Source organism: Psychroflexus aestuariivivens (assembly GCF_004010055.1).
Classification (GTDB): Bacteria; Bacteroidota; Bacteroidia; order Flavobacteriales; family Flavobacteriaceae; genus Psychroflexus; species Psychroflexus aestuariivivens.
Genome location: NZ_RQVT01000005.1, coordinates 36170 through 59151, shown reverse-complemented (window position 1 = coordinate 59151; position 22982 = coordinate 36170). Strand labels below are relative to the sequence as shown.

The 22982-nt window shown below is 33.7% G+C and carries 20 protein-coding genes and 1 tRNA gene; 14 read left to right on the top strand and 7 right to left on the bottom strand.

Annotation, left to right across the window (positions count from 1 at the left end):
• The first annotated feature begins 5 nt into the window (after positions 1–5).
• The 7 genes from EIG86_RS01390 to EIG86_RS01360 all read left to right on the top strand — a co-directional run bounded on the left by EIG86_RS01390 (position 6) and on the right by EIG86_RS01360 (position 8439).
• The gene (locus EIG86_RS01390; protein ID WP_127844360.1) at positions 6–1253 is read left to right on the top strand and encodes an FtsW/RodA/SpoVE family cell cycle protein; all 1248 of its coding nucleotides are present in this window, start codon (positions 6–8) and stop codon (positions 1251–1253) included.
• Positions 1250–2341, top strand: a complete 1092-nt coding sequence (murG, locus tag EIG86_RS01385) for an undecaprenyldiphospho-muramoylpentapeptide beta-N-acetylglucosaminyltransferase (protein WP_127844359.1) — start codon at positions 1250–1252, stop codon at positions 2339–2341. Before EIG86_RS01390 ends, murG begins: the two co-directional genes overlap by 4 nt.
• The gene (murC, locus tag EIG86_RS01380; protein ID WP_127844358.1) at positions 2338–3693 is read left to right on the top strand and encodes a UDP-N-acetylmuramate--L-alanine ligase; all 1356 of its coding nucleotides are present in this window, start codon (positions 2338–2340) and stop codon (positions 3691–3693) included. Before murG ends, murC begins: the two co-directional genes overlap by 4 nt.
• Complete coding sequence (locus EIG86_RS01375) at positions 3680–4399, top strand: cell division protein FtsQ/DivIB (RefSeq protein WP_127844357.1); 720 nt, start codon at positions 3680–3682, stop codon at positions 4397–4399. Before murC ends, EIG86_RS01375 begins: the two co-directional genes overlap by 14 nt.
• Positions 4400–4411: 12 nt before the next feature.
• Positions 4412–5827 carry a cell division protein FtsA gene (gene ftsA / locus EIG86_RS01370; RefSeq protein ID WP_127844356.1) on the top strand — a complete coding sequence of 472 codons (1416 nt, stop codon included), beginning with the start codon at positions 4412–4414 and terminating at the stop codon, positions 5825–5827.
• A 27-nt stretch (positions 5828–5854) separates the two neighbouring features.
• A complete protein-coding gene (gene ftsZ, locus EIG86_RS01365; protein WP_127844355.1) occupies positions 5855–7774 on the top strand; it encodes a cell division protein FtsZ in 1920 nt (639 codons plus the stop codon).
• A 308-nt stretch (positions 7775–8082) separates the two neighbouring features.
• Complete coding sequence (locus tag EIG86_RS01360; RefSeq protein WP_127844354.1) at positions 8083–8439, top strand: hypothetical protein; 357 nt, start codon at positions 8083–8085, stop codon at positions 8437–8439.
• A 111-nt stretch (positions 8440–8550) separates the two neighbouring features.
• Here EIG86_RS01360 and EIG86_RS01355 read toward each other — a convergent pair whose 3' ends face one another.
• Entirely contained in the window at positions 8551–9753 is a 1203-nt protein-coding gene (locus EIG86_RS01355) for an aminotransferase class I/II-fold pyridoxal phosphate-dependent enzyme (protein ID WP_127844353.1), read from the bottom strand.
• A 158-nt stretch (positions 9754–9911) separates the two neighbouring features.
• On the opposite strand from EIG86_RS01355, the gene EIG86_RS01350 reads away from it, so the two are divergent.
• The 4 genes from EIG86_RS01350 (at position 9912) to EIG86_RS01335 (ending at position 13512) form a co-directional block, all read left to right on the top strand.
• Positions 9912–10373: an Lrp/AsnC family transcriptional regulator gene (locus EIG86_RS01350; protein ID WP_127844352.1), complete on the top strand. Its 462-nt coding sequence runs from the start codon at positions 9912–9914 to the stop codon at positions 10371–10373.
• A 97-nt stretch (positions 10374–10470) separates the two neighbouring features.
• On the top strand, positions 10471–10677 hold the full coding sequence (locus EIG86_RS01345; RefSeq protein WP_127844351.1) for a putative signal transducing protein: 207 nt from the start codon (positions 10471–10473) through the stop codon (positions 10675–10677).
• A gap of 56 nt (positions 10678–10733) precedes the next feature.
• Entirely contained in the window at positions 10734–11825 is a 1092-nt protein-coding gene (locus EIG86_RS01340) for a CaiB/BaiF CoA transferase family protein (protein WP_127844350.1), read from the top strand.
• A gap of 100 nt (positions 11826–11925) precedes the next feature.
• Entirely contained in the window at positions 11926–13512 is a 1587-nt protein-coding gene (locus EIG86_RS01335) for a choice-of-anchor L domain-containing protein (protein WP_127844349.1), read from the top strand.
• 56 nt (positions 13513–13568) lie between these two features.
• Here EIG86_RS01335 and EIG86_RS01330 read toward each other — a convergent pair whose 3' ends face one another.
• A complete protein-coding gene (locus EIG86_RS01330) occupies positions 13569–14177 on the bottom strand; it encodes a hypothetical protein (protein ID WP_127844348.1) in 609 nt (202 codons plus the stop codon).
• Positions 14178–14502: 325 nt separating this feature from the next.
• Complete coding sequence (locus EIG86_RS01325) at positions 14503–16044, bottom strand: S1C family serine protease (RefSeq protein WP_127844347.1); 1542 nt, start codon at positions 16042–16044, stop codon at positions 14503–14505.
• Positions 16045–16470: 426 nt separating this feature from the next.
• On the opposite strand from EIG86_RS01325, the gene EIG86_RS14065 reads away from it, so the two are divergent.
• Entirely contained in the window at positions 16471–16614 is a 144-nt protein-coding gene (locus EIG86_RS14065; protein WP_157983094.1) for a hypothetical protein, read from the top strand.
• A gap of 174 nt (positions 16615–16788) precedes the next feature.
• Here EIG86_RS14065 and EIG86_RS01320 read toward each other — a convergent pair.
• Both EIG86_RS01320 and EIG86_RS01315 read right to left on the bottom strand, forming a co-directional pair.
• Positions 16789–16862, bottom strand: a tRNA-Arg gene (locus EIG86_RS01320).
• Positions 16863–16930: 68 nt separating this feature from the next.
• On the bottom strand, positions 16931–17377 hold the full coding sequence (locus EIG86_RS01315; RefSeq protein WP_127844346.1) for a GatB/YqeY domain-containing protein: 447 nt from the start codon (positions 17375–17377) through the stop codon (positions 16931–16933).
• Between the two features lie 127 nt (positions 17378–17504).
• Between EIG86_RS01315 and EIG86_RS01310 the strand changes: the two genes are divergently transcribed.
• Together EIG86_RS01310 and EIG86_RS01305 are read left to right on the top strand one after the other, a co-directional pair.
• A complete protein-coding gene (locus tag EIG86_RS01310) occupies positions 17505–18308 on the top strand; it encodes a sulfite exporter TauE/SafE family protein (RefSeq protein WP_127844345.1) in 804 nt (267 codons plus the stop codon).
• Between the two features lie 418 nt (positions 18309–18726).
• Positions 18727–21039, top strand: a complete 2313-nt coding sequence (locus tag EIG86_RS01305) for a T9SS type B sorting domain-containing protein (RefSeq protein WP_127844344.1) — start codon at positions 18727–18729, stop codon at positions 21037–21039.
• A gap of 267 nt (positions 21040–21306) precedes the next feature.
• Here the strand turns inward: EIG86_RS01305 and EIG86_RS01300 are convergent, their stop codons facing one another.
• Entirely contained in the window at positions 21307–21738 is a 432-nt protein-coding gene (locus tag EIG86_RS01300; protein WP_127844343.1) for a hypothetical protein, read from the bottom strand.
• Positions 21739–21811: 73 nt separating this feature from the next.
• A complete protein-coding gene (locus EIG86_RS01295) occupies positions 21812–22774 on the bottom strand; it encodes a bile acid:sodium symporter family protein (RefSeq protein ID WP_127844342.1) in 963 nt (320 codons plus the stop codon).
• Positions 22775–22982: the final 208 nt, after the last annotated feature.

Genomic DNA, 22982 nt, shown 5'->3' with positions numbered 1-22982 from the left:
TACAAATGTCTGATTCAAATACAGGATTGAAAGATTTTTTAAATAGCATCAAAGGCGATCGCATGCTTTGGGCTGTGGCTGGTCTTTTGGCTATTTTTTCATTTATACCTGTGTATAGTGCTTCGAGTAATTTGGCTTACTTGAATGGCGCAAGCGGAAATACATTCAGTTATTTAGTCAAACATTTTGTACATTTAGTCTTAGGATTTGCCATTATGTATGGCACACATAAAATTCCTTACAGGTTTTTCCGTGGTTTGTCAATTATTTTATTGCCAATCGTTATTATTTTATTAGGAATTACTTTGTTCCAAGGTACAACCATTCAAGGTGCCAATGCCAGCCGCTGGATTCAAGTTCCTATTGTCAATTTTTCATTTCAAACTTCGACTTTAGCTTCAGTGGTTTTGTTGATTTACGTTGCAAGATATTTATCCAAAATTCAAGGTACAGAATATACATTTAAAGAAACCATTTTGCCATTGTGGGTGCCGGTTTTTTTGGTCGTTGGATTAATTTTACCAGCAAATCTTTCAACTGCAGCCATTATATTTTTCATCGTTTTAATTCTTACTTACGTAGGTGCGTACAAGATGAAATACACCGCGATTGTATTGGGTGTAGGTTTAGTTGCGCTAACTTTATTCGGGCTTTCAGCCAAAGCTTTTCCTGGCTTGTTTCCAAATCGAGTGGACACTTGGATTAGTAGAATTGAGACTTTTACAGATAATGATGAGCAAACACGCGAACAATATCAAGTTGAAAAAGCTAAAATAGCTATTGCAACAGGTGGTTTAACAGGAAATGGCATTGGAAAAAGCGTGCAGCGAAATTTCCTCCCTCAATCATCTTCAGATTTCATTTATGCAATTATTGTAGAAGAAATGGGTATGATAGGTGGCATTGGTGTCATTTTAGCCTACATTTTTATGTTGTATAGGATAGCTATTATTGTTACAAAATCTGGAACTACATATGGTAGACTTTTGGTTGTTGCAGCCGGGATACCAATTATATTTCAAGCATTTATAAATATTGCAGTTGCCGTAGAATTATTTCCGGTAACAGGTCAAACTTTACCATTAGTCGGTAGTGGCGGAACTTCAATTTGGATGACTTGTTTGTCACTTGGTATCGTGATTAGCGTCAGTGCCAACAATGAAGTTAGAGAGAAAGAGGAAGAAGCTCAAGCTGAAAAAGAACACAACCAAACGATAGAAAATCCATTAGAAGTGCTAAGCGAAACCTTATGAATTACAAAAAATACATCATATCGGGCGGTGGAACTGGCGGACATATTTATCCGGCGATTGCTATTGCAGAAGAATTGAAGCATAGACAGCCTGATGCTGAATTTTTATTTGTGGGTGCAAAAGGCAAAATGGAAATGACGAAAGTCCCTGAAGCTGGTTTTAAAATCATTGGATTATGGATTTCAGGCATTCAGCGAAAATTGAATTTTTCAAACCTAATTTTTCCGATCAAACTGCTCAGTTCTTTACTGAAATCTAGAAAAGTTATCAAATCTTTTCAGCCAGATGTTGTAATTGGAACTGGTGGATTTGCAAGTGGACCATTATTGAAAATGGCAAATATAATGGGCTTGCCAACATTGATTCAAGAGCAAAATTCTTATGCAGGCATAACTAATAAATGGTTAGCAAAAGATGCTAAATCCATTTGTGTTGCTTATGAAAATATGGACAAATTTTTTCCAAAAGAAAAAATTGTCTTTTCAGGAAATCCAGTAAGAAAAGATTTGATAGACACCAAAAAATACAGAACCGAAGCTTTACAACATTTTGAACTCGATCCTGATAAACAAACTTTACTTATCGTTGGCGGCAGCCTAGGTTCGCAACGCATCAATGAACTAATTGCCGAACATTTGCCGTTTTTTGAATCAAAAAATATTCAAGTGTTGTGGCAATGTGGGAAAATTTATTTTGAAAAATACAAATCTTTGAATTCTAAAAATGTAAAAGTTTTAGAGTTTATAAATAAAATGAATTTAGGCTATTCTGTAGCCGACATTATAATTTCTAGAGCTGGAGCTGGCGCAGTGAGCGAGTTGAGTTTGGTCGGGAAACCTGTAATTTTTATTCCTTCGCCGAACGTGGCTGAAGACCACCAAACCAAAAACGCTAAATCAATTGCAGATAAGAATGCAGCTATTATGATTACAGAAACTGAGTTAGAAGAAAAATTCAAAAATCAGTTTGAAACATTAGTAGAAGACAAAGAATTGCAAAAGAAAATGTCTGAGCAAATTTTGAAATTGGCTAAGCCAAATGCCACGCAAACAATTGTTGATGAAATTGAAAAACTAGGGAAACAATGAAAGCATTCAACACATATAAAAATTTGTTTTTCATCGGAATCGGTGGGATAGGAATGAGTGCGTTGGCAAGATTTTTCAATTCCAAAAATTTTCGAGTTTACGGTTATGACAAAACTGAAAGCGATTTGACTTCGCAATTACAAAATGAAGGAATTTCAATTCAATTTCACGAAGCGATTTCTGCTGAATTAGAATCTGAGTTGCAACCAGAGCAAACGCTCGTAGTTTATACGCCGGCTGTAAATGTGAATTCAGATATTTTTCAATATTTCAAAAATGGAGATTTTCAAATTTTGAAACGTGCCGTAGTTTTAGGTAAAATCACAGAAAATTTACCAACCCTAGCTGTAGCTGGAACTCACGGTAAAACGACAACTTCAGCAATTTTAGCTCACATCTTAAAAGAAAACGGTATAAAATTAACCGCTTTTTGTGGTGGAATTTTACAGAATTACGATACCAATTTCATTTCTGATGGTGAAGAAGTTGTCGTTATCGAAGCCGATGAATTCGACCGTTCGTTTTTACAACTTCACCCTTCAGCAGCGGTAATTACATCTTTGGATGCCGATCATTTAGACATTTATGGCGATGATCAAACGATGCGTTCTGCTTTTCAAGAATTCATCAATTTAGTCCCAAATTCGCATTTATTCAAGCAAAAAGCTCTACAAATTGAAGGTAAAAGCATCGCTGTTGGTGAGCAAGCTGAATTTTACATTGAGAATATTAAGGTTGAAAACGGACATTATGTTTTCGATTTTGTTTCAAAAGAACACCACCTGAAAAATATTAAATTTGATTTACCTGGAAAACACAATTTGTTCAATGCAGCAGCAGCACTAACTTTGGCCATAGATTTTAAACCTGAATTAGCACAAGATTTTGCTAAAGCATTGTCCAGTTTTAAAGGCGTGAAGCGAAGATTTAACTATATATTGAAAACTGAAGATTTAGTCGTTATTGACGATTATGCGCATCATCCAAGTGAAATTTCAGCGGTGCATCAAGCGGTGTCTGAAATGCATCCTAACAAAACTCAAATTGTAATTTTTCAACCGCATTTATTTTCAAGAACCAGAGATTTTGCTGATGATTTTGCGACGAGTTTAGCAAGTTTCGATGAGGTGAATCTGTTGGAAATTTATCCAGCTCGAGAATTACCAATCGATGGAATTAATGCAGCGTTTTTACTGAAAAAAATAAATAACTCAAATAAAAAAGTAATAGAAAAAAAGGAAATAAAACAAATCATAGATACATCACAAAATGCTGTTGTCGTTTTACTAGGTGCTGGAGACATTGGCGTAGAAGCTCATAAAATTTCAAAATATTTCAATGAAACTGTTTAACTTACATAACATAAGATTGGTGCTGATGATGCTAGGTTTATTAGTCTTACTAAGCTTCGCTAACAATCGTCATCATCATAAAGTTTTAAATTCAGTTCATGTGGACTTTTTGGACACTTCAAAAATGTTTATAACAGAACTTGAAGTTGAACATCTTTTGAAAGAAAATTTGGCTGAAATCCAAGATTCAATTTTGAACGAGGCAAATTTAAAGCATTTTGAAAATGTGCTCAATACAAATGAAATGATAAAATCTACAGAAGTGTTTTATGATTTGAATGGAAAATTGACCGCATCGGTCGTTCAGCGTGAGCCAATAGCGAGAGTTTATGACCAAGGATTTTACTATTTAGACGAAGATGGCTTAGCCATGCCAATGTCTCAAAACTATTCGGCAAGAGTTCCTATGGTCTCGGGTGTAAGTGCAGAAAATCTAAGTGAAATTTATCCACTTTTATTGAAAATAAGGGAAGATGATTTTTTAAAAAAACATATTATTGCAATTCGTAAAAAATTAGCCAATAATTACATTTTAGAAGTCAGAGACAAAGATTTTATAGTCAATTTTGGTCAAATTTCTTATCTTGACCAAAAGTTGAAAAATTATAAAATTTTTTATCACAAAGCTTTAGAATATAAAAAGTTAGACAGCTATAAACACATAGATTTGCAGTTTGGTAATCAAGTTGTGTGTACTAAAAAGTAATAATCTACAGAAATGGAAGGAGATAACATCGCAGTAGGATTAGACATCGGGACAACAAAGATTGTTGCCATGATTGGTCGTAAAAATGAATATGGAAAGGTTGAGATTCTAGGCATTGGGCGTACAAAAAGTTTGGGTGTCCACCGTGGCGTTGTCAATAATATTACACAAACCATTCAGTCGATTCAACAAGCGATTCAGCAAGCAGAAGCTAATTCTGGTATAGAAGTTAGTGCCGTAACGGTTGGTATTGCTGGTCAACATATAAGAAGTCTGCAACACAGCGACTACATTACCAGAAATGATGTGGAAGAAGTTATTGAAGACGATGATATCGATAATTTATGCAATCAAGTTCATAAATTAGTGATGTTGCCAGGTGAAGAAATTATTCACGTGCTACCACAAGAGTACAAAGTTGACGGTCAGTCAGAAATTATGGAACCGCGCGGCATGTCTGGTGGAAGATTGGAAGCTAATTTTCATGTTGTTGTTGGTCAAATTTCATCAATTAGGAATATTGGACGATGCGTGAAGAACTCTGGCTTAGAATTGAATGGCATGACACTAGAACCTTTGGCATCGGCCAATGCAGTCTTGAGTCAGGAAGAAAAAGAAGCAGGCGTTGCTTTGATAGATATTGGTGGCGGAACCACAGATTTAGCGATTTTTAAAGATGGAATAATCCGTCACACAGCTGTCATTCCTTTTGGTGGAAATGTGATTACAGAAGATATCAAAGAAGGCTGTTCCATAATTGAAAAACAAGCCGAACTACTAAAAGTGAAATTTGGTTCAGCTTGGCCTGGAGAAAATAAAGAAAACGAAATTGTTTCAATTCCAGGTTTACGAGGTCGCGAGCCTAAAGAAATTTCGCTGAAAAATTTATCTAAGGTGATACATTACCGCGCTGTAGAAATTATTGACCAAGTTTATCTTGAAATTAAAAATTACGGTCATGAAGAGCAGAAGAAAAAACTAATCGCCGGAATTGTTATTACAGGTGGCGGCGCACAATTGAAACATTTGAAACAATTGGTAGAATATGTGACAGGCATGGATACTAGAATTGGTTTTCCAAATGAATATTTAGCTGGTGAAACCGACAAAGAAATTGCCAGTCCAACTTATGCTACAGCTGTAGGCTTAGTGATGGATGGATTGGAACGTAAAGCTTTCGAAAAAGAAGAAAAATTACTAGAAGAAGAAGCAGAAAAAGCTTCAGAAGAAGAAAATATTGCAACAGCAGAAACTGCCATGGTAGAAGATGGTGACAGTCATGTCACGAATGCAGAAGGTGCTGAAGAAGAAACGGATAGTTTTAAGAATGAACCCGTTAAGCAACCGAAACAACCCGCTAGACCAAGTCGAAATGTCGTGGAACGGTGGTTTGATAAGTTGAAAGATTTTTTAGATAACGCAGAGTAGTAGAATACCAACCCAAAATACAATATTATGAGTAACTCAGAATTCGATAACATCGCTTTTGATCTCCCGAAACATCAGTCAAACGTCATCAAAGTAATTGGTGTTGGCGGTGGCGGATCTAATGCCATAAACCATATGTTTAGCCAAGGCATAAAAGGTGTGGATTTTGTGATTTGCAACACCGATGCACAAGCATTAGAAAACAGTCCAGTCCCGACCAAAATTCAATTAGGAGTCAACCTTACCGAAGGTTTAGGAGCTGGCGCAAATCCAGATATCGGTAAGCAAGCTGCAGAAGAGAGCAAAGAAGACATCAAAGGTCTGCTGAGTACAAATACCAAGATGGTATTTATCACAGCAGGAATGGGCGGTGGTACTGGTACTGGTGCTGCACCTGTTATCGCAAGATTGGCCAAAGAATTGGATATCCTTACAGTTGGTATTGTTACTATTCCATTTCAATTTGAAGGTCGTACTAGAAATGAACAAGCACAAATTGGTGTGGAAGAATTGCGTAACAATGTCGATTCTTTGATTGTCATCAATAACAATAAATTACGAGAAGTTTATGGAAACCTTGGCTTCAAGTCTGGATTTTCTAAAGCAGATGAAGTTTTAGCGACAGCTTCCAGAGGTATTGCTGAAGTTATTACACACCACTATACGCAAAACATTGACTTGCGAGATGCCAAGACAGTTTTGAGTAATAGCGGAACGGCCATTATGGGTTCTGCGGTTGCTTCAGGCACAAACCGTTCTCAAATTGCTATTGAAAAAGCTTTGGATTCACCTTTATTGAATGATAACAAAATTACAGGTGCACAAAATGTTTTACTTTTAATTGTTTCTGGAACTGATGAAATAACACTTGACGAAATTGGTGAAATCAACGATCATATTCAAGCTGAAGCTGGAAATAGTGCCAATATTATTATGGGTGTTGGCGATGACGAGAGTTTGGAAGATTCTATTTCTGTGACTGTTATTGCTACAGGTTTTGATACCGAACAACAAGATGTTATCGTGAATACTGAAACAAAAAAAATTATTCATACTTTGGAAGACGACCAAAAGATGGAACAAGATTTATCCGCTAGTCGTTATTCTAAAAAACAAACTCCAGATTTTCAGACCAGAAAACCTTCTCGTTTGAATGAAGAACAACAACAAAAAGTTGTACATCATCTTGATTTTGAGGAAATGGAAGAGGAGAAAAAGGATTCAAATAAAGAAGACACTAAGTCATCTATAAACGTTAACGACATCGAGGTCAATTTTGAAGAAGTTAACGCCAATCAAGATGATTTTGAGATTGTGGACTCTTCTAATAATCGTGAAGACGAAGATTCTGAACAGGATCACAATATGTTGAATTTCGATTTTTCTGAACCAGAGCAAGAATCTAAAGAGGATAATAATTCTATAACTTTCGATTTATCTAAAGATGATGATTCAATTAAAAATATAGAAGTAAACGATGCTCAAGAAGTCTATTCGCATTCTGAACTAAAACAGCAACCGATAAAGCGTTATAATTTAGATGAATTCATGGATGAAGAAGAGGCTAAGCCAAAAGAGAAAAAATCTAAACCAGTTGCTGAAGAAGCTGAAAATGAGATTCTGAATTACAAGCGTAAAGTCGTTGAACCAACTGAATCTAGATCAGATTCGGAAAGCGAAGATGTGGATCCAATGAACACGCCCTTGGCAGAATTGGCTTCAAGAGCAGCAGAACGTCGAGCAAAAATGAAAAAGTTCAATTATAAATTCAGAAATAGCAATAATATCGAAGAAATTGAAAAACAACCAGCTTACAAACGTGCTGGAATTGAACTTGAAAAGAGAAATATGGAAGGAAGTAGTTTGTCCCGGACTTCAATTGAAGGTGATAAAGACAATCTTAATTTTCGTTCCAATAATTCCTTTTTACACGATAATGTAGATTAAAAATAGCTTAAGTTAAGTAGTGTTATTTTCAAATGCCATTTCGAAAGGAATGGCATTTGTGGTTTTAATTCAATAATAAATTACAGAAGTATTTTATATCCGATTTTAAATATTTTAATAAATTTTGTTGTTAACATTAAATTTGCTTAGTTTTAACGTCTGATTTATAATGATATAATGATAAAACAACGGTATAAAGCTTCTGACTTCTTCCGATTTAGTATGCCTTCGGAATATTTTGATATAGGTTTCAAGTTATTGGTGTCAGAATTTGCTAGTCAAAATACGACCGAAATTTAATCTTATTTATGAAAAGACTTAATATTCTTGAAGCAGTCAAGGACAAATATCCAGAGGGCATCAATCCAGATTTAATTTATTTGGGTTTAGCACAATCTAAAAGTAAAGTCGTTTTAGAAATGATTCTCAACGACAATCCTGACTATATTATTGAAAGAGATTTAAAATTCTTTAAAGATGAGTATTTAACGAATCTTGAGCCACCTATTCAAGCAGGACTTTTCAATCCAAGTTTGAATATTGATGATAATGTGAGTCGATTTTTACTCAAATTAGACCCAGTAGATTTGCTTACGCATTTTGAAGAAATTTTCTCTAAAAAAACTACCGATTCTATTTTAAAACAAACAGATTTTGGCGTTTAATAATTCGTTTGTAATCTTAGTTTTTAATATAATTCTTATAAATTCACATAAAAAAAGCCCTGAAAATTATGTTTGTTACAGGGCTTTTTCGACTAAATCAACTCAACTCAATTAAACAAACTCAATATGTTTTTTGATGCATTGCATCATTATAGTATAGGTGCGTTCAATATCAAAATCTAAACCGATAGAAAACCTTACCAAACCTTCAGAAAGTCCCATCTCTGCTTGCTCTTCTACTGTAATTTCAGAAGAAGTGGAACTGCCAGAAGCGCTAAAAAGTGTCTTATAAAAACCTAAACTTACTGCTAAATAACCTAAATTTTTAGCTTGCATTTCTTCCATTATCGCATTTGCGTCATCAACTGAACCAAAATCTAAAGTAAATAAACCACCAAAACCAAATTCAGAATTGATTTGGGAAGACATTACTGCGTTAGATTTGTGTGTTTTCAATCCAGGATAAACTACTTTGAAGCCTTCTTTTTCAAATTTTTCAGCAAGAAATTGAGCATTTTCAGAATGTTTCTGCATTCGAATAGGAAGCGTGCGTAAATTTTTCAAAATTGTAGATGCTCGCAAGCTGTCCATGGTTTGACCTAGAAGCATAGCTGCGCCATTGTTGACATCTTTCAAACTATTTATAAAATCCAGGCTACCACAAACCGCACCGCCAACTGTATCTGAACTGCCATTGATAAACTTAGTCAAACTGTGAATCACAACATCTGCACCAAAATTTGTTGGTGTAATAATCAATGGTGTAAACGTGTTGTCTACAACAAAAGTCAACTTGTGTTTCTCTGCTATTGCCTTCAAAGCTTTCAAATCTGCGGTTTCCAAAAGCGGATTACTCAAAGCTTCACAGAACAAAATTTTTGTCTGAGGTTGAATGGCAGATTTGATGCTGTCTAGATTTGTAATATCTACAAAACTGGTATTAACTTTAAAATCTGGCAAGAAATTTTTCATAAATGCATAAGTTCCGCCGTAAATGGTTCTGCTGGAAACTATATGATCTCCGGATTTGCACAATTGCAAAATCACCGCTGTAATGGCTCCCATTCCAGACGCAAAAACCTGTGCTGCTTCTGTATTTTCCATCCTAGATAAAGCGTGGCAAAGCTCGTTATTACTTGGAGACGAATGACGAGCGTACAAAAACGCATCTAGTTTTTCGCCAGCGAAAGTATCTGTCATGTCTTGTGCTTTTGCAAAGGCAAAAGTAGAACTGTCAGAAATCGACGGATTTACGCCGCCTTTAGCATCTAATGACTGTAAATCTTGAATAGCATTTGCAGGAGAATGAGACATGATTTTACGGTTTTTGTGAATTCAAAGATTGAATTTTAAAGATAAAATATCAATAGGATTAGAATAATACAGTGAATTTATCTTTAAAAAGTATTTATTATAGAAAATATATTTATTTTTAATCTTATAAATAAATTTCTAAAGAAAATTTTTCACCAATGCAACATTTAGATGATACCGATAAGAAAATATTGAATTTGCTTCAAAAGGATTCGAGATTGACAACGAAGCAACTTTCATTGAAACTCAACTTATCACCGACAGCAGTTTACGAGCGCATCAAGAAATTAGAACGACAAAACTATATCACCAATTATGTGGCATTGGTGAATGCACAGAAAATTGAAAAAGATTTTGTGGTTTTTGTCATGGTTCAATTAACACAACATTCTACCAAAAATATTGAAGATTTTGAAAAGAAAATCATGGCATTACCAGAAATTGTAGCCTGTTTTCATACCAGTGGAACATACGATTACCTTTTGAAAATCAATTTGAAAAACATGAAAGCTTTCCGTAAATTCATGATAGAAAAATTGACTGAGATTCCTCATATAAGCAATACTCAAAGTGTGTTTAATATTCATGAAGTTTTCAATTACACCGCTTTGCCGGTTTAGTTTATTAATGAAATTTAAAAGTGAATAACATTTATAAGTTTAGTGTGAAACCACTTTTTTTAAGTAAATTACTTAAGTGAAATAAAATAAAAAAATCATGCTAGAAAAAGTATTCAGTACAAAGTCGAAAATAGAATTTATGGGCGTCAAACACCGTTTGGAAGAACACGGAATTGAAGTTTACGATATTGATAAAACCGACCGTTCTTATTCGGGTATATTTGGTGATATTGAAATCAAAGTCGAAGAAACCGACAAAATAAAGGCCTTGTCCATTATAGAGGATTATTTCAAAGACGAATAATTTTTCGCTTCACATTAAAAATTATTTTCAATAGCGCTATAAATTTTAAGTAAAATATGACTAACAATTCATTATCAAATCTGAAAATAATTGATTTATCTACAGTTTTGGCTGGACCATCGGTAGGTAGTTTTTTTGCAGAATTGGGCGCCGAAGTTATCAAAATTGAACATCCTAAACACAAAGATGTGACAAGAAGCTGGAAGTTGCCAAGTGAAAGCAAAACCAGCTCGGTAAGTGCTTATTTTTCCAGTGTGAATTATAAAAAACAATATCGTTTTCTGGATTTGACTCAGCCAAAAGATTATCAAGAATTTCTGGAAATCTTACAGGAAATAGATGTGGTTTTGATGAATTTTAAAACCTCCAGTCAGGTTAAGTTGAAAATTACAGATGAAGAATTGTGGAAAGTCAACCCAGCTTTGCTAATCGGTAAAATTTCAGGATATGGTCAAGATTCTTCTCGCGTCGCTTACGATTTAATTTTGCAAGCCGACACTGGGTTTATGTCCATGAATGGCACGCCAGATAGTGGATCGGTGAAAATGCCTGTGGCGTTAATTGATGTCATGGCGGCGCATCAACTTAAAGAAGGAATTTTGTTGGCTTTGTTGGAACAATCAAGACAAGGCCAAAAGCATGGACAAGTCATACACGTATCTTTATACGATGCTGCGGTTTCTGCATTGGCAAATCAAGCTTCCAATTATTTAATGGAAGAACACATCCCGCAACGCCAAGGTTCTTTGCACCCAAATATTGCGCCTTATGGTGAAATTTTTGAAACAAAAGACCAACAAAGCATCACTTTTGCCATCGGAAGCGATTTGCATTTTGAAAAACTTGTAGATTATTTGGGTTTACTGAATTTATCAGAAGATGAGCGTTTTAACAGTACTCAAAATCGTGTTGTAAATCGAAATGAATTAGAAAAATTATTGCGGGCGAAAATCAAAAATTTCACAGCTGAAAAGATTTTGACTGATATGGAAAATTTGGCAGTGCCTTGCGCAAAGATTAAAAATTTACAAGACGTTTTTGAATCTAAACAAGCTAAAAAAATGATTCGTGAAGAGCAAATCGAAGGCAAATCTAGCCTGCGAGTTAGTCAAATTGCTTTTGAAATTTATTCAATTTTTAAGAAATGATTATAGTGTATATAAAGTCTAAAATGGAATGTTAGTTGAATCAAGTAAAATGTTTAACTTTTTAAGTTAATTCTTTTTCCTATATTTATAAAAAAATATTATGAAAACATTACAATTTGCTTTTATCCTTTTAGGTTTGAATTTTACTTTTGCTCAAAGCGTTTCTAGCAATACAAGTCTTACTCTCGATGATTTATTAGACACAATGACTGAAAATTTAGAATGCACTAGCATTACAAATGTTTCTTCGCCAAATAATGCTAGTATCAATAGTCAAAATTTTAATTCTTTTGGTTCATTTCAATTTCAAAATGAACAAAATTTTGCTTTTGAAAGTGGAATTGTTTTAGCAACAGCTGACGCTTCCAATCTTCAATCTATTATATTTTCTGGTAATAATTTGTGGCCAGGAGATGCTGATTTAGATGCATTAATACAAGAAAATAATACAGTAAATGCCACTGTTTTAGAGTTTGATTTTACTCCTTTTAGAAATAAGCTTAGTGTAGATTATATTTTTGCTTCCAAAGAATATCCTCTTTTTGTTTGCAATTTTGCAGATACTTTTGCTTTTATAGTTTCGGGACCTGGCATATCTGATGTAAACCCTTATGACCATGATGCCAATCCAAACACTGCAGAAGTAAATTTAGATTTAGGTGGTAAAAATATAGCCACATTACATGGTACTACAATTCCCGTTAATCCAAGCAATGTTCACAATCATACTTGTGGTCCTGGTAGTCTGGGAGAATTTGCCTTGTCACAATATTATGATGACCAGTCAAGCGGTAACAATGTCTTAAGCTTTGATGGTCAGACTAATCCACTAACAGCAGAAATTGACTTGATACCAGGTGAATCTTATCATATTAAGCTTGTCATTGCCGACCGTGGCGATAGTGCCTTTGATTCTGCTGTTTTTATCGATGCAGATAGTTTTGAAATCGGAAGGATTCCAGAAGATTTACCATACGACCCTAGTTTACCTGTAAATTTACCAGATTGTTGGAATGCAACGGATGGTGCTAATTATAACATTGTTGATACCTGTTCAGATAATTCTGAGAATTATTTACAACTCTACGGTGGGAATTATTCTATAGAAACCGCGGCAATTGATGCCGGCAGTTTAACTGAAATAATTGTATCGTGGGAAATGCTGAATGGATGTGAAGATGCAGCTGAAGCTGGTGAAAATCTTATTATAGAATATTTTGATGGAAGTGACTGGCAGTTTCTAGATGAAATTGATCCTGTAGATATTCAATCTACAAATAGTGATGAAGACAATGATTGGATGTTTGTAGAATATATCATAAACGAAGGTTTAAGTGAAAACTTTATGTTGAGGTTCAAACGAGAAAATGGAAATAACCTAGAAGATGATATAAGTATTGCTAATCTAGTCATCTCAGACAATCCTATATCTACTGAAGATTTTATTACTGAAGTGTTTGAAATTTATCCTAATCCTGCTACCAATTTCATTGAAATAGAAACCAAAAACACCAGTTTAATTGAAAATATTCAAGTATTTGATTTGAATGGAAAATTAATCAAGTCAAAAAATTATTTATCTAACAATAAATTTACACTAAATATTGAAGACTTAAATACTGGCGTTTATTTTGCTAAAATTAAAAGTGCAGGTAAATCGGAAGTCAAAAAATTTATTAAAAAATAAAGAACTAAATATTTTGTTTTTAGATTAAGAATAAAGGAACTAAGAATAGAAAATATTTAAGTATTTGTTATTATTTTTTTTAGCTTATAATTCTTCAGTTTTATGGTGAAATCTTGTCCAAAAAAATGAGGCTCTGGTATTTTTTCTTCAGAATTGAATAAAGATAAAGCAATGACTTTTTTGTTTGTTAACAATTCTCCTGCTAAGAAATAATCATTAGTGTTGATGAATTTTGGCTCTGCTCGCAGTTCCTTTATTTCAATGAAATCTCCATTTGTATATTCGTAAATGCAAACATTCAATTTTGACTGACTGTAATAATAAATTAAAGTGCCAAATATTTCTTCCTGATCTAGTTTATGGTTTTCATAAGAATTTGCCTTAGTGAATAAGACTAAGTTGATGATATGTTTTTTATCAAGCTTTTCAGATGGGCTGAAGTCATCTAAAATGTCGATCAATATACTTTCAGAAATTTTTTTGGACGGGCGGTACAACTGGTTTTTAGATTCATTTCCCCAGATTTTGAAATTTAACTTATGATTGCTAATCATGATTATTTTTTCATTTAGAGCTTCAGAAGTACATTCATTTTCAATCATAGAGCAAGAAGTCAAAACAATCAAGAAAATACCAGATAAAAAGTAATACAATAATAATTTCATGATATTTTTCAACTTACACACTTTACGTTATAGTCCTAAATTAATCTTTATTTCTTAATTATTAAATATACGTATTTTCTATTTGGCTCCATCGTGGAATTGATTCAAAATGATGCACAGTTCCCCAATCATAGTTTCATTTATATATTAATCTCAGGCCACAATTGTCAAATTAAATGTTTATTCCTAATCAAATGCAAAAGTAAAATTAACTTAAAGAAAGTATAGAAGCTAAAAAAGCTAAACAATGATGTCATTGCTTAGCTTTAATTAGTCCATTAATCTAAAGTAATCTATAAAGATTAATATTAGATAAAATCTATATTTAATTGATATTTAATGCTTCTTTAATCTCATCTGCTAATATAGCAAAACCAAGACCTTCGATGCCTTCTCCTTTTACTTTTGCGTTAATTACGCCAATAAGTTTACCATCTTGATTAACTAATGGTCCACCGCTATTTCCTGAATTTACACTTGCATCTATTTGTAAGAAAAAATCACCTTCATTTTCTCTTTTTCCAGAAATAATTCCTTTGGTTAAACTCTGTCCTAATTCTAAAGATCTAGGTGTTCCGATTGCAAATATATCTTGTCCTAAATTATATTCAGCTTTATCTTGTATTTCAAAAGTATATTTTATCTCTTTATTAATTTTTAGTAATGCTAAATCTTTTTCAGGACTAAATCTTATTAATTCTGCTTCATACTCGTTTAAATCAGAATCTACTACAATTATATCATCTTTATGATTAGCGACGACATGATAATTAGTGATAATATGTCCATTTTTGCTAATTGCAAAACCACTTCCGTGTCCTTCATCCAGCTTTATTGTAAAGCTAGCATTAAGCGCTTCATTTAAATTACTTGGCGACAATCCAGATGATAAGTTGATTAAATCATAAGTTTTTTCTTCAATTAAATCAACCTGGATTAACCTTCTAACTTCATCAGAACTTATAAATTCAAGAAATGATCTTTGAAGTGCATCTTTTATACAAGATCCGTAATTAGAACCATCGTCGTAGTCCATCGCAAATTCATTAGATGTTGCTGTTATTGTTTCTGAGTATTTAGGAACTTTATAATAATCCAGAATCTTCCATTCTACAACTAGATTTGTCATTGTGGTTTGCATGTGTCTACCACCATTAAAAGTTTTAAAATCGTTGATAATGGTATTTGTTAAGCCAACTACTTTTGCATCTAAAAACATACTTTTATTCTTTTTTCTTAAAAGCACTTTAGTAGTATCTGTATAGTTAAATTCTTTAAGAATTTTATGCAAATCATAAGATAATTTAGTATCACTAAAATCTAAATCTTCTTTGATTACAACTGGTACATCTGTATATTTATCTTTTCCTTTTCTATATCTTCTTCTTTTTATACTATTGAATTTAATTTCATCCTTTTTTACATCAAAACCAGTAGTATTAATATATAAGTATTTCTCATCATCAGATCTTTCCGGTATAGTTTTTGTCTCGTTATCAAAAACAACTTCGCTATCGTAGTTATAAGCTGTAGGTGAAACATCGTAAAAAATAGGGTAAAATAACAATCCAAACGGAACAACACTCATAATATATAATGGGGATTTCTTTGTTTGGTATATTGGGATGTTTTCATCTAAATAACCTTCTCTTTTTACTGTTATATTTTTTACAGTTAGGTCTCTTGGTATTTCAATAACTGGACTCTTTCCATCTCCAGTCTTTACATCATTTACATAAACTTCTGCATCAGAGGAGCCAGTATGAATAGTTATCTCTTGTTTTTTTCCATTAAGAATGGATGCACAACTTGAAAAGAGAAATGTTGATAGTAGTGCGACTAAGAAAAGTGTTTTTTTTGTTGTCATGAATAATAATATATAATTAAAGGCTCAAAAATATACTTTTAATATTAATTCACTAGAAAAATATTTATGAAAATTTTAATTTTTTTTATCATTTTTTAAAATTTACAATGTTGTAGATATGATTTCTATAAAGACCTCAATTCTTTAGACCATTTTTATTTGTTTCTTAGTTGAATTTTAGGCTGCATTTTTTATATTTTTCAACTGGTTTTTGATTTACATCTTGACGGTATTTATCTACTATTTAATTTCTTTGTAAAAAGTTATACCATCATCAGTAGGTCTTAAAGGATATCTTGATACTTTATAGTTCTTTTGGATCGCTCGATATAAATGTTTAAAATTCTTACTTTCTTATCCATACTGACTTTTATACCGAAATTTATTTGGCTTGCAATAGACAGTTGTCAAAATCTAAGTTTCGCAATGTTATCGGAAATTGAAGCTAGGGGAATTATACTATTTCCAGATGCAGGAAAATATGAACTGTGGAAAAGTAAAATACCGAAACTTCCCAAAAGTAATTTCTATGAAATCTCAGATTTATTTCGCTTGAAAACTTCAGACTAGAAGAAAAGAGCTGACTATGTCATTGCGGATTACTGCATTAAAGAATACATCGATTTCAAAGAATCAGAATGAAACTTTAAGTTGATTTTATTTGACTTCTTAATCAAATTTTAGCGGAGGGCACGCCTATAAATAAAAAACCCCTGATTTACAGGGGTTTATATGTTTAATTTGTGACCGCGGCAGGATTCAAACCTGCAACCCTCAGAGCCGAAATCTGATATTCTATTCAGTTGAACTACGCGGCCTTAAATTCTCAATCCAATGAAAATTTCTTATTTGCAATAAGAATTGCAACAATACAATATAAAATGAATTAAGCCAAATTAGCTTTCACAATTTTAGAAATGGTTTTTCCATCTGCTTGACCAGCCAATCTTTGTGAAGCTTCGCCCATTACTTTACCCATATCTTTCATAGAATCAGCGCCAGTTTCAGCGATAATTTCTTTGACTGTTTTGTCAATTTCTTCTTCACTGAGTTGTGCCGGCAAAAATTGCTCAATCACACCAGCTTCCGCCAGTTCAGCTTCAGCCAAATCATCTCTGTTTTGTTCTTTATAAACTTCAGCACTGTCTTTTCTTTGTTTCACAAGTTTCTGAATAAGCTTCAACTCATCAGCCTCTGTCATACCTTCAGTAGAACCTGAAGTTTTTGCTTTTAAGATTTCACTTTTTACAGATCGCAAAGAAGCTAAAGCCAGAGAATCTTTAGCTTTCATAGCTTCTTTCATTTTTTGCATAACCTCTTGTTCTAATGCCATAGTTTCATTTTTTTGCAAAGATAACCAAAATTCTATTCTATGATTCTTTAGATTCTATTTTCATTGTAACCAAAGTTACTGTCAACATCTCTACTTAAATTTACTTTTGTAGTAAATTCGGAACTGTATGGAAATTCTCGATATTCTCGGCTACTTTGGCGCTTTAATAATTGGCTTAGTTCTTGGCTTAATTGGCGGCGGCGGCTCCATACTTACCGTTCCAGTTTTGGTGTATTTGTTGTCCGAAGATCCAGTCGTTGCAACCGCTTACTCATTATTTGTAGTTGGAGTAGCAAGTTTAGTTGGTGCGATTAGAAATATGCAAAAGGGCTTGGTAGATTTTCAAACTGCCACAGTTTTTGCAATCCCAGCCTTTATATCAGTTTATGCGACAAGAAAATTCGCAGTTCCCGCCATTCCAGAGTCCTTATTCTACATTGGTGATTTTGAAGTGACCAAAGGAATCGGAATTATGCTATTTTTTGCGATAATCATGGTTTTGGCATCGTATTCTATGATCAAAAATCGAAAAGCAATACCAGAAAAACCAGATGAAACTCCGAGTTTCAATTACCCTTTAATTATTATAGAAGGTATTGTCGTAGGTTTTTTAACTGGAATAGTAGGCGCTGGCGGTGGATTCCTCATTATTCCAGCTTTGGTAGTTTTAGCCAAACTTCCCATGAAACAAGCAGTCGCCACTTCATTGTTGATAATTGCTGTAAAATCGCTGATAGGTTTCATTGGCGATGTTCAAAATATAGACATTGCGTGGGATTTTTTAATAATTTTCACAGGATTATCGGTAGTTGGCATCTTCGTTGGCATTTGGTTAAATAAATTCATCAACGGTCAAAAACTAAAAAAAGGATTTGGCTGGTTTGTATTACTCATGGGCGTTTACATTATTTTTAAAGAGTTTACAAAATAAATATTTCTACAATTAGAAGCCGAAACCCGCTATCCATTCCAAGTCCGCAGTCATATACCAGCAAAAACCAAAAAAACCAAAAGAGCTTCCAAGGTCGCTTTTTCGTTTTAGGTTTTGCTAGGCATCCGACTTTACGGGCTTTCCATTTCTATCGGGGCTAAGGCTCGCCCCAAAGCCATTATTTGTTTGTTATTTTCTCGCTAAAATCAACATTTTATTAAACAGAATCGATTTTATAGAATAAGGTTATACAAAATATCCACGGTCATAACCGTCGATATTTTTCAAATTACATATTTGCTAAAATCGTCTCACCACAAATCCACAAATACAACCCAAATAAAACCTTAAATTTTTTACATTTTTAATTTTAATAGTCTTAGAACTCATAATTTTGCAATCCTTTTAAAAATTGAGTTTGAAACGAATTTGTTTACTTCTTGTTTTATTGAGTGTCACTTTGGCAAACGCCCAATACGTCACCACCGATCATACAACTTACTCACCGAATCAGCTCGTAGAAGATATCTTGTTTTCTACAGCTTGTGTAGAAGATTTAGCTGTTTCTGAAACCGTATCTGGAAACTTTGATGATGGCATGCTCAGTTATGGCTTTTTTGAAAGCAATAATTCTGGATTTCCCTTCGACAGTGGGATTGTAATGAGCACCGGAAGACTGAATAATGTCGATGGACCGAACAACAATTTGAGCGATGACAATGCGCCAAACTGGGGCGGTGATATTGATTTGGAGAACGCGCTTCAAATTGGCGGCACGACCAACGCCACAATTATGCGCTTCACTTTTACTCCAAAAGCTGAAAACGTCAGTTTTAGATATATTTTTGCCTCAGAAGAATACCAGGAAGGTGATCCAAACACTTGTATTTATTCAGATGCGTTTGCTTTTTTGATTCGACCTGTTGGTGGCCAATATCAAAATATTGCTGTGATTCCTGGAACGAATGAACCCGTTTTGGTGACTTCCGTGCACCCAGAAATTCCTGGCGGTTGCGAAGCACAAAACGAAGAATATTTCGGACAATTCAATGGCAACAATGCCGCAATCAATTTCAATGGACAAACCGATATTTTAACCGCTGAAGCGCAAGTGATCCCGGATCAAGCTTACGAAATAAAGCTAGTTATTGCAGACGAACAAAATTTTAGATACGATTCTGCGGTGTTTCTGGAAGCCGACAGTTTCAATATAGGTTTAGATTTAGGCAATGATCTTACTGGTGTAAATGCACTTTGTGAAGATGAAATTTACGAAATTAATTTGCCAAATAATTTGGCAGCCAATCCAATAACTTGGTTCCACAACGACAATCCAATTGCTGGTGAAAACGACCTGAATTATACCATTTCTGAAGCTGATCTGGGTGCTGGCACTTACCGTGTAGAAGTCGATTTAGGCGGCGGTTGCATTGCCGATGACGAAATAGACGTCGAATATGCGTCGCCAACAGATGCTGGTGATTTGAGTTTAACCCAATGTTTTTCAGACGAAGGCGAATTGATTTTCAATTTAAATAATATCAGTCAGGCACTCAACCAACAAGGTTTATCTCTTGGTTTCAACGGTTTTTTTAATACTTTAACTGAAGCTGAAAATGATCAGAATCCGATTCCTAATCCAGACAACTATTCTGGTATGGCTGGCGAAAATGTGTTTGTCCGTTTGCAAAATCAAAGTGGTTGCATTTCTATTTCTGAGATTAATTTAGGTGTGGAAACCAATTATTACGACGAAGTTGAGATTTTTACTTGTGTTTCAGAAACAGAAGAATTGGCGTCTTATCCCATTTTTCAAAGTATCAATTTCATTAAATCCGAATTGAATTTTGACGAGGAAAACGTCAATTTATTTGAAACTGAAATTGATGCTGCCAATAATTCCAATGGCATAACCGGAACTAATTTAGATATTGATATTTCAGAATTACCGAAGACCTATTTTGCACGAATTTCCCAACCTGGAGAATGTTTAGGAATTGCGCCGGTGGTTTTTGATATCAAAAATCAGGTGGTATTGCCCGAAGAAACTGAAACCTTATATTTATGTGAATCGGAATCTTCAATCACTTTGAGTTCTGGGCTAAATGGTACCTCTTTATATAGTTTTATGTGGAATACAGGTGAAACCACATCGTCCATCAATGTTGATGAACCTGGCGAATATGAAGTTATTGTTGACTTGGCCGATGCGCCAAGTGACAATTGTTCATCAATCAAAACTTTTGAAGTTTTGCCGTCTTCTATTGCGAGTATTAATTATGAAATCAACGGGGTACCAGGCAGTTATGTGGTTGAAATTTTTGCTGAAGGCAGTGGAAATTACGTCTACGCCATTAATAACTCAAATTTTCAGAACAGCAATACTTTGGCGGTGAATTCACCAGTAAATACAATTTATGTTCAAGATTTGAATGGATGTGGGATAGTTTCAGAAGAATTTACAGTTGTAGATTTTCCGGATTTTTTCAGTCCAAATCAAGACGGAATCAATGATTATTGGCGACCGGTTGGTTTGAATTTAAGCGACCCAATTATAGGAAACATCCATATTTTTGATCGTTTTGGGAAAAAACTTCATCAATTAGGACCACTGAGCCAAGGTTGGGACGGCAACTACAATGGCCGAAGAATGCCTTCAAACGATTATTGGTTTTTAGCTGAATTCAAAGATGGCTCAAATTTTAAAGGACATTTTACGTTGAAGCGATAGTTTTTGGTTTTCTACAAAACTTATTATCACGCAAAGTCGCAAAAATATAAGACTGGAAATCTAGAGTTTACATTCAAACTCAGAGCTGAAAGAAATTTCTTTTCATTAATTTTCCTATTTAAAATGGCTTATATTCTAACCTAATCAGAAATCCTATAAGATTTTCAAAACCTTTAAAATCCGATGGATTAAATCATATTAATAATATAGTGTTCGAAAATAAGTAGCTCCAGGTCTAAGACAAATTGAAAGATTCAGAATAAAAATTCATCGGCGATGCCATTTGCTGGAAAACAACCAGATAGCAGCTTGCACAAAGGCCGTCATAAATATCATGAGTAAAGCCTTTTGCATTGACATATAATTTGAGCTCATTTTAAAGGAATCTCCAAATGACCATAAATCTTCTTCTTCGCCCAGATTTAGGTAATGTCTGAAAAATATAAAAGCTAAAATAATTATAAGATAATCAAAAACGAAAATTGAATACTTCTTTTGAGTCCACTGAAAGTAAGTAGCAGAGGAAGTGATTATAACCCAGCCACACCATATACTTATATGATAGTTTCGTAATGCATTTTGAACATCTTCAGATGATTTTATTTCTGAAAAAGCATTTTCTAAACTTATCAGAAAATATAGAATTAATACTAAGCCTACTCCGGCAACACTCCAACTTATCAGCTTTTTAGCGGACATAACTATTTATTTTTTAAGTTCAAATTTATTAGAGTATAATTTAATTATTTATAATTTAGTTGAAGCCTAAAATTCAATTTTTAAATCTTCTACTGGCTTTAGTAGCTATAAAGCTAATGACCAGAATTTGAAAGGCATGAAATATCATAAGTGGTAATAGCATTATCCCTAAAGCTAATGATTCTGGGAAGAGGACTTTAGAAAAAACAGTGCCGTGAACAAGAGATTTTTTTGTACCACAAAACTGAGCTGTAATTTGATCTTCCCGATTAAAGTTTAACCTTCTGGAAAGATAGCCAATCGTAAAATACATTGTAAAAAATAAAAACCCAACGCCAAGACTTATTAAAACTAAATCAATAACTTTTATGGTTGTAAAAATACCTTCTTCAAAAGACTCAGCAAAGCTTTTATATATAATCAGCAGTATGATGGATTTATCAAACCATGTTAAATATGCAGAATACTTCCGAGCAAATTTGCCCAGATATTTCTGTAAAATCAAGCCCAATACAACTGGAAGAAGTATTTCTATAAGGAGCTTCAGATAAATATCGCCCAGACTATAATCTACATTTGACTGCTGCAGGAATATCCCAACCCATAAAGGAGTAATTACAATACCTATCAATCCTGAAATGCTAGCGTTAAAGATAGCTGCTGGCATATTTCCCTTTGCCAGTGAGACCATGACAACAGAGGAAGATACCGTGGAAGGAAGTGCCGCTAAAAACAAGAAGGCTAGCCAAACAGATTCTGAGGTGTCACCCTGAAAAAAAGGATAAACAATGATAACTAAAAGAGGGAAAATCAAAAAAGTAGATAACTGAATAAGTAAGTGTAATCTCCAGTTTTTTAATCCTGAGACTAATTGGCTTAGACTTAATTTCAGACCATAAAAAAAGAATATCATTGAAATACCTATGCCCGCTATACGTTCTAGCGGAATCACACTTTCTTCGTCACCAAACTGTGGAAAAAAGTAGGCAAGAACAATAGTCAATACTACTGCCAGGACAAATTTATCAATTTTCATTTAAAGAATTTCAAAAAATCAAATCTACAAAACTACTTGAGTAATTCAAATTCAATTCTTATTCAGATTGAAAACATCAAACATATTACATTTCTCTCGACCTAAAAAAGGTTGACATTTTTGTAATCTTATATTTTCAAAGTTAATAACTTAGGATAATGTTCCTAAGCCTTTTTGAAATTCATCTTGTTTTGGACTAAAATTTATT

Excerpts from the sequence above, each read along its gene's own strand:
- EIG86_RS01335 (WP_127844349.1), top strand. The coding sequence starts at position 11,926 with ATGAAAACATTACAATTTGCTTTTATCCTTTTAGGTTTGAATTTTACT.
- EIG86_RS01325 (WP_127844347.1), bottom strand. The coding sequence starts at position 16,044 with ATGACAACAAAAAAAACACTTTTCTTAGTCGCACTACTATCAACATTT.
- EIG86_RS01345 (WP_127844351.1), top strand. The coding sequence starts at position 10,471 with ATGCTAGAAAAAGTATTCAGTACAAAGTCGAAAATAGAATTTATGGGC.
- EIG86_RS01330 (WP_127844348.1), bottom strand. The coding sequence starts at position 14,177 with ATGAAATTATTATTGTATTACTTTTTATCTGGTATTTTCTTGATTGTT.
- EIG86_RS01360 (WP_127844354.1), top strand. The coding sequence starts at position 8,083 with ATGAAAAGACTTAATATTCTTGAAGCAGTCAAGGACAAATATCCAGAG.
- ftsZ (WP_127844355.1), top strand. The coding sequence starts at position 5,855 with ATGAGTAACTCAGAATTCGATAACATCGCTTTTGATCTCCCGAAACAT.
- EIG86_RS01350 (WP_127844352.1), top strand. The coding sequence starts at position 9,912 with ATGCAACATTTAGATGATACCGATAAGAAAATATTGAATTTGCTTCAA.
- EIG86_RS01340 (WP_127844350.1), top strand. The coding sequence starts at position 10,734 with ATGACTAACAATTCATTATCAAATCTGAAAATAATTGATTTATCTACA.
- murC (WP_127844358.1), top strand. The coding sequence starts at position 2,338 with ATGAAAGCATTCAACACATATAAAAATTTGTTTTTCATCGGAATCGGT.
- EIG86_RS01300 (WP_127844343.1), bottom strand. The coding sequence starts at position 21,738 with ATGTCCGCTAAAAAGCTGATAAGTTGGAGTGTTGCCGGAGTAGGCTTA.
- EIG86_RS01310 (WP_127844345.1), top strand. The coding sequence starts at position 17,505 with ATGGAAATTCTCGATATTCTCGGCTACTTTGGCGCTTTAATAATTGGC.
- EIG86_RS01355 (WP_127844353.1), bottom strand. The coding sequence starts at position 9,753 with ATGTCTCATTCTCCTGCAAATGCTATTCAAGATTTACAGTCATTAGAT.
- EIG86_RS01315 (WP_127844346.1), bottom strand. The coding sequence starts at position 17,377 with ATGGCATTAGAACAAGAGGTTATGCAAAAAATGAAAGAAGCTATGAAA.
- EIG86_RS01375 (WP_127844357.1), top strand. The coding sequence starts at position 3,680 with ATGAAACTGTTTAACTTACATAACATAAGATTGGTGCTGATGATGCTA.
- murG (WP_127844359.1), top strand. The coding sequence starts at position 1,250 with ATGAATTACAAAAAATACATCATATCGGGCGGTGGAACTGGCGGACAT.
- EIG86_RS01295 (WP_127844342.1), bottom strand. The coding sequence starts at position 22,774 with ATGAAAATTGATAAATTTGTCCTGGCAGTAGTATTGACTATTGTTCTT.
- EIG86_RS01390 (WP_127844360.1), top strand. The coding sequence starts at position 6 with ATGTCTGATTCAAATACAGGATTGAAAGATTTTTTAAATAGCATCAAA.
- ftsA (WP_127844356.1), top strand. The coding sequence starts at position 4,412 with ATGGAAGGAGATAACATCGCAGTAGGATTAGACATCGGGACAACAAAG.
- EIG86_RS14065 (WP_157983094.1), top strand. The coding sequence starts at position 16,471 with ATGTTATCGGAAATTGAAGCTAGGGGAATTATACTATTTCCAGATGCA.